At 43.5% G+C, this 6,663-nt stretch carries 5 protein-coding genes and 1 pseudogene; all 6 read left to right on the forward strand.

The features are described 5' to 3' along the window. Positions 1 to 295 precede the first annotated feature (295 nt). Positions 296 to 952, forward strand: a complete 657-nt coding sequence (locus ACE99V_RS19965) for a hypothetical protein (RefSeq protein ID WP_400492958.1) — start codon at positions 296 to 298, stop codon at positions 950 to 952. Positions 953 to 971: 19 nt separating this feature from the next. Continuing rightward, positions 972 to 1,769: a M20/M25/M40 family metallo-hydrolase gene (locus ACE99V_RS19970; RefSeq protein WP_400492959.1), complete on the forward strand. Its 798-nt coding sequence runs from the start codon at positions 972 to 974 to the stop codon at positions 1,767 to 1,769. Positions 1,770 to 1,824: 55 nt separating this feature from the next. Next, positions 1,825 to 2,355 carry a hypothetical protein gene (locus ACE99V_RS19975; protein WP_400492960.1) on the forward strand — a complete coding sequence of 177 codons (531 nt, stop codon included), beginning with the start codon at positions 1,825 to 1,827 and terminating at the stop codon, positions 2,353 to 2,355. 527 nt (positions 2,356 to 2,882) lie between these two features. Next, positions 2,883 to 3,458: a GNAT family N-acetyltransferase gene (locus tag ACE99V_RS19980; protein WP_400492961.1), complete on the forward strand. Its 576-nt coding sequence runs from the start codon at positions 2,883 to 2,885 to the stop codon at positions 3,456 to 3,458. A 419-nt stretch (positions 3,459 to 3,877) separates the two neighbouring features. Beyond that, a complete protein-coding gene (locus ACE99V_RS19985; RefSeq protein WP_400492962.1) occupies positions 3,878 to 5,557 on the forward strand; it encodes a methyl-accepting chemotaxis protein in 1,680 nt (559 codons plus the stop codon). 233 nt (positions 5,558 to 5,790) lie between these two features. Beyond that, positions 5,791 to 6,543, forward strand: a pseudogene (locus ACE99V_RS19990) (transposase); the annotation flags it as partial. Positions 6,544 to 6,663 lie beyond the last annotated feature (120 nt).

The following is a 6,663-nucleotide window of genomic DNA, read 5'->3' on the forward strand; positions in this document are numbered from 1 at the left end:
TCCGGAACGCATAAAAAGTTTCCTCTAACGAAGAACCAGCTTCTTCGAGAGGGCTTCAATCGAAGCTTTTTTTATCGTGTAGGAAAGTTTAAGGGCTTCACCGTGTGAAAGCGTCCTGAAATAAACTTTCCGGAACGCATAAAAAGTTTCCTCTAACGAAGAACCAGCTTCTTCGAGAGGGCTTCAATCGATGCTTTTTTTATTGTTACGTGTCAAGTGCAGGCGTTACATCGTTTAACAGGCGGTCTCTACAATAAGAAACAGAAAAGAGACGACAGAGAAAGGATGAGTGGGGATGTCAAAGATGATTACGTGGGAAAGGGCTTTTGTCAGGATGGGATTTGTTTTTGAGAAGGAGGATGATTCGTTTCGTTTCCTACGGGAAAATCCGGAGAATCTACGACTGCTGGAAGTCATGTTGCGATACTTAGGGGTAAAGGATCATTTCCAGGGATCGACCTTTACACCACCGACTTCGGAAGTAGAGGAAGACCAGTTTATCACCGCGTTTTATGAAGGCAGAGGAGCCCGTGATGATTTTCCGGGGGAAGTGGAATCGGTCATTCTTCATGCGCTCGATCCATATATTGCCGGGATCGTCCGCTGGTGTTCGGCGATTGGCATTAAGACGGCCATGAGCTGTGACGGACACGGGAAGCGGTATCCCATTCTCCATTTTCATCGGGGAGAACAGCACTACGCGACGATACTCGATTCGTGTCTCGCTCTCCTTTCCAATGGAAGATGGCAGTTCAAGTACAACCATCAGGCAGCGGGCGGTCGATTGATGATCAGACATTCATCGGTTGAGATGAGAGAGTCTGCAAAACTCCGGGAAAGCAGGTTCGAGCAAGACTGGCTTCTTGATATGGCCGAAGCGCTTTACCGAAATCAGGACGTGCTTCGTGATCTGGTGCAGACGATGAATGCAGTCATGAAGACAAACAGCTAAACAAAGGGAGAGGATACGGATGAAAAAGCTTGCGTCTGAACTGTATGACTTGCTGCAAATCATCGCTCCGAGCGGAAAAGAAGAGAGAGTTGTCCGTTATATCAAACCGAAGATGGAGAAATGGCTGGATCATGTTTGGATTGACCATTACGGGAATTTGTTGGGGGAGCGGCAATGCGGCACAGGAAACGGACCCACGATATTGTTATCTGCCCACATGGATAGCGTCGACGGAGTAGAACCTTACAGGGAAGTTCGAAGGGAAGAGGATGTGTTTTACTCCTCCGCCGGCATTCTTGGTGCAGATGACCGGGCAGGTATGGCGATTGTCATGGCTGTCATCCGTCAAATAGGAGCAACTAAATTCAACGGAAAGCTCAAGGTTGCCTTTACCAGAGAGGAAGAGATCGGCAGGAGAGGTTCCCAAGCACTGGATCCGGCGTGGCTGCATGACGTTGAATTAGCGATTGTAGTAGACCGAAGAGGAAATCGGGATATCGTCACTTCCTTCGCCGATGTGCAGCCCTTCTGCCATCCCGCTGTGGGCCAGTTCTTTGAAGAAGCTGGGCGTATCTGCGGTATGCCGGACTGGAAATCAGTTAGAGGTGGAATCAGTGATGCATGCACATTCGCGTCTTATGGAATCAACAGCGTGAATCTCTCGGCAGGGTACCGATACGAGCATACCTGGGATGAGTTTGTAAGTATTACCTCATGCAAAGAGACTGTTCAGTTGATTGTAACTGCACTTGACATGGTAGGAAAACGAGGAATGAAATTACAGAACTTTTGTTCTCTGACAGGTTCTGTCATTTGAGGCCGTAAACTAGGAGGCAAATAAATGTCTTTAGATTCCTATTGGAGGGGATAGAATGGGAACCATTACAGCACAAATACTGATTGGAGAAGCTCATCCGAATCATGGAGGAATCTATCCAACTCATGTACTTTACTTGTCTGAGAACAGCAGGCCGTCCTGGATTTTAACCGAGCACAACATTCTGGTCGAATCTACCGGGAATCAAAAACCGATCATCTGGAACCCGACTGTGGAGAATATGCTGGAAGATGCATTGTTGATGATTTCCTACTATGTCATGAAGAATCCACTGATCACTGCAACTATGCATAGTGCTCTGGAGAAATCAAAGAAGCCTTACATCCAACTATACGAAGCATTTGAACAAGAGGAATTACCCCAACTGTATGCCATAAATAAACAGATTTCATGTCGCTACAAATTAGTGATTAATGTTTTTGAAGGTTCAACGATTCTGCAACAGCTTAAGGTGCTGGAGGAGTACGGAATGGAAGTGGAAGTGACGATCCCGGTCTACTCCCGGTCATTTTCGAGGTGGAGGAACCAAATGGGAATCAAAGGTTCGTTGAGTATTGAAGCATGATGTGCTTAGTCAACGACAAGTCGATAGAGATTTGGCTTCTATAGCTCATATTTTTGACGACTTCAATAGTGCAATGAATAGTGGAGTCAAATACGAAAGTTTACCCAAGAGGATTTACTGCACTCAATGGTGTACGAAGGAATTATCGTGGTAACAGGCTTTTCTGTTGGCCAAGAGCTAACGATCGCATCCAGTGCTGGAGTTGAGGACAAGCAGATATCGTCTATCGATTCGGGTGCCAAGACAATGACCTTCCCGGCCATGCAATATAGCCAACCGAAAGGGGCGCTCATCGCCCGAGCAACAGTGGAATGGGATACAGCGAACCGGCTTATGAAGATCGGCAGCTGGAGGACGTACACGGTGACTATTGCGGAGCTGTAGGAGGATGGGAAAATGAGGAATCCTTCAGATAACGGCCATATTGGTTAGGACACAAGCGGCATTTCTATAGATGAAAAACCAAATGATATATGTTATCGTAAAACTGTGAATTTTTAATAAAGTTAACGAAGGGGGAGGTAGTTTTGGAGATAACCCCGGTTGTACTAACTGGCAAAAAGGTCAAATTGATTCCAATGGAATTTAAACACATTGAGTGTTTGTACGAGGCTGGAAGATACCCAAATATATGGACGGTTACACAAGGAAGAATCGATTCAATTGAAGACGCGAGGGAGTATGTGAGTAAAGCACTAGAACAAAAGAATGCGCTTCCGTTTGTAATTATTGATCTGGAATCGCAAAAAATTGTGGGAAGCACGCGGTTCTATGACATCTCAGTTCAAAACAGAAGTTTAGAGATCGGCTCAACCTGGCTTACCCCTGCAATGTGGGGAACTTATGTCAACACCGAATGCAAATATTTGTTGCTAAAGCATTGCTTTGAAAAGCTAGGGACGATTCGAGTTCAATTTAAGACCGATAGTCGGAATATCCGATCTCAAAGGGCAATTGAACGGATTGGTGCTGTCAAAGAGGGTGTTTTGCGAAACCATATAATTCTACCGGATGGTTATGTTAGAGATTCGATTTATTACAGCATAATCGACAGAGAGTGGCCAGAAGTAAAGCTTCGACTTGAGAAATTTATGGGACAATAAATTAGTCTTGCCCGTGCCTAGTAGTTAAACAATGGGGATCGTTACTTTAAGAAAGAGAACATGCATATCCAAGAACCTCATCCTTTTAATCGGTGAGGTTTTTTATTTTGATTAAGGAGGGATCTTTATTTTCATTAAACTTTCAACTTCAGATAACGGCCATTATTGTTAGGAACACAGGTGGAATCTTTCTGAACTAACGGACATGATAGCCCGGCAGCCATTATAGGTTGTTTCAACATCGTTATTCCCTTGAAATGGGTTCACTAGTTGTTTCAAGTATCATCTAAAAATTATTCTAATATTGACGAATCACGTATTAGCTTGTTACTATTTTTTTACTAGTATTTTTTTCCTATTTATTAAGGATAACAACGATGATTCTTAGACTTATATCCTTATTAATCGGAGGGGACAGCATGAAATGGACAATTGGCAAGAAATTAATTGGCGGATTTTTATCTGTCGCTCTACTTTTGGTATTTGTGAGTGGAACGTCTTTTTACTTTCTAAAGAAAGTAGATAGCTCGTATTCTGATTTAGTTGACAGAAGGGCTAAAATACTCTTTAATGCTAAGGATATTCAAGTAAATGCTACTCAGTTGAATAACAGTTTGAGGGACTACATACTTACACAAAATTCTGATGCCACAAAAAAAATGGAGGACGCAAGCAATCAATTATCTAAATTAGTACTCACAACCATGGGAATGGCCGAAACTCAACAAACCAAGGATTCATTGAGCAAGATCGAAAAATTAAACAAGAAATATTATGAATCAATAAATCTAATTGTCTCGGTGAATAAAGAGCAAGCCCTGGCAATCGCCAATACCTCTTTGTTTCCTATTTCTAGGGAGATTCGAGCGATAGCTGACCAAATAAGTGACCGACAACAAAATCTAATGACTCAAGCCTCACAAGAAAACTCAGCTATGGTAGACGGAGTAGTGACAACAGTATTACTCATCAGCGTGATCGCAGTAATCCTAGCGATTTGCATTGGATATTTTGTTTCAAGATTGATTTCGAGACCAGTAATTTTAATCTCATCCTCTGCAGAAAAAATTGCTTCAGGAGACCTGACTGTTGAAGATATTGATGTAAAGAACAGAGATGAGATCGGGGACCTGGCTCATTCCTTTAATGTTATGAAAACCAATTTGCGCAACCTTATTCATCAAGTTGGAATCAATGCTGAACAAGTTGCAGCATCTGCTGAAGAGTTAACAGCAAGTGCTGAACAAACAAGTAAAGCCACGGAGCAAATTGCTTCCGTAATGCAGGAAGTAGCCTCAGGCTCCGAGCAACAAGCCTCCAGTGTAGACCAGAGTGCCCAGACTGTTAACGAGATGGCACAAGGAATTCAAAAAATTGCGGCTAACGCCCAGAAGGTATCCACCTCCGCCGTACAAGCATCTCAAGTGGCAGAGGAAGGAAATCAGTCGATCCAAACCGCTAACGAACAAATGGGATCGATTCACGCCAAGGTTAATGACCTAGCAGATGCAATCAAAGAATTAGGCGATCGTTCAAAGGAAATCGGTCAAATTGTTCAAGTTATTACTGACATTGCTTCTCAAACGAATTTGTTAGCGTTGAACGCAGCTATTGAAGCGGCAAGAGCAGGTGAACATGGCAGGGGATTTGCTATCGTAGCAGAGGAAGTAAGAAAACTTGCAGAGCAGTCGGCTGGGTCTGCAAATCAAATCAACGATTTAATTTTGATGATCCGAGGACAGATGGAAAAAGCTGTCGCTTCCATGGATCTGGTGAAAAACGAAGTGAGCGAAGGTATGGCTGTCGTAACCCATGCGGGAACGTCTTTCGAGCACATTCAACGTTCCGTAGACGGTGTTGCTGTTCAGATTCAAGAGGTATCAGCCGGTGCGCAACAGATGGCAGCGTCTATGGAAGAAATCGTGCAATCTATAACATTCATACGGGAAGTAGCAAAAGAAACAGCCGCAGGAACTCAGAATGTTTCTGCAGCTACTGAAGAACAATTGGCCTCTATGGAAGAAATCTCTTCCTCAGCCTTGGCGCTGTCTAAGATGTCTGAAGAACTTCAGAAAATCATTTCGAGATTTAGGGTTTAGTGAAAAAACTTATATGGTCTTAATGTTTTGATATATGATATAGGATTCCATCGGGGATCGATAGTTCAAGAAAAGGAAGATATAAAAAAATTCATTTCATAGATGGGCCTTTTGCAGATTTCTGACCCGTTGCACTACAAGGGTTTGCGAACATAAAAAAAGGACTTCACCCCAAGAAGGAGAAGTTTTCAAGCAACCACGCACGAAAACTTTTCGAGGAAGGTGAAGTCACTTTGTATATTCTCCAACAATCTTTATTTTCCTTTGAAGAACTGCAAAAACTTGAGTCAAAAGAACGCTTACCCCTATTCTTTTCTGTATTAGATCTGCGTCCGTATGCAAAAGGATTAAGAAGTCCTTCGCCCCGAGGCGCAAAGGGGCACTGTCGGGAAGCGCTCTTGCGTGCCCTATTAGTGGCTCCTTTAGAAGGAATATCTGAGTTTACTGACCTCCATCTAAGACTTGCCAATGATTTGCGTTTTCGTTACCAATGTGGCTTTCCTTTGGATCAACCTGCTCCATCGATTTCCACATTGAGTCGTACCTTTCAACAGATAACGGAGAAGGGGATAGCCGAAAAGCTGTTTTACGATTTGGTCAAACAGTGTCGGGCAGAAGGAATCATCTCGGGAGCAACCGTTGCCATTGACAGCACAGCGATTGATGCGTATGAGAAAAAGCAACCAAAATCACGGTCCCAAGGTACAGGAAACTCCACCTGGGGAGCCAAGTTCGACTCCTTTGGCAATAAAAACACGTGGTTCGGTTACAAAATTCACCTGGCTGTAGACACAGATAGCGAATTGCCTGTTGCTGTGGAAGTCACTCCTGCTCACGTCAACGATGGAGACATGGCTCCTCCTCTCATGACACAAGTGAACAACCAAGCCAAGGAGGTATGTAAAAATTACGTTATGGATGGTGGATACGACCATCTCAAGAATTACGAAACGGCTCGTCAATACAAGGCACAAGCCATTATCCCGAATTTCGAAAGTACGTCAGATCAACGTATTCTTACACGTGAAATCTGACGTCTTTCATTTTCATACAAGCTACTGGAAGAGAAAATGACAGAAATGGAGATACGATCCCCCTCCCCATCT

This window comes from Brevibacillus soli (assembly GCF_044759095.2).
Lineage (GTDB): Bacteria > Bacillota > Bacilli > Brevibacillales > Brevibacillaceae > JBIYSM02.

Excerpts from the sequence above, each read along its gene's own strand:
- ACE99V_RS19965 (WP_400492958.1), top strand. The coding sequence starts at position 296 with ATGTCAAAGATGATTACGTGGGAAAGGGCTTTTGTCAGGATGGGATTT.
- ACE99V_RS19970 (WP_400492959.1), top strand. The coding sequence starts at position 972 with ATGAAAAAGCTTGCGTCTGAACTGTATGACTTGCTGCAAATCATCGCT.
- ACE99V_RS19975 (WP_400492960.1), top strand. The coding sequence starts at position 1,825 with ATGGGAACCATTACAGCACAAATACTGATTGGAGAAGCTCATCCGAAT.
- ACE99V_RS19985 (WP_400492962.1), top strand. The coding sequence starts at position 3,878 with ATGAAATGGACAATTGGCAAGAAATTAATTGGCGGATTTTTATCTGTC.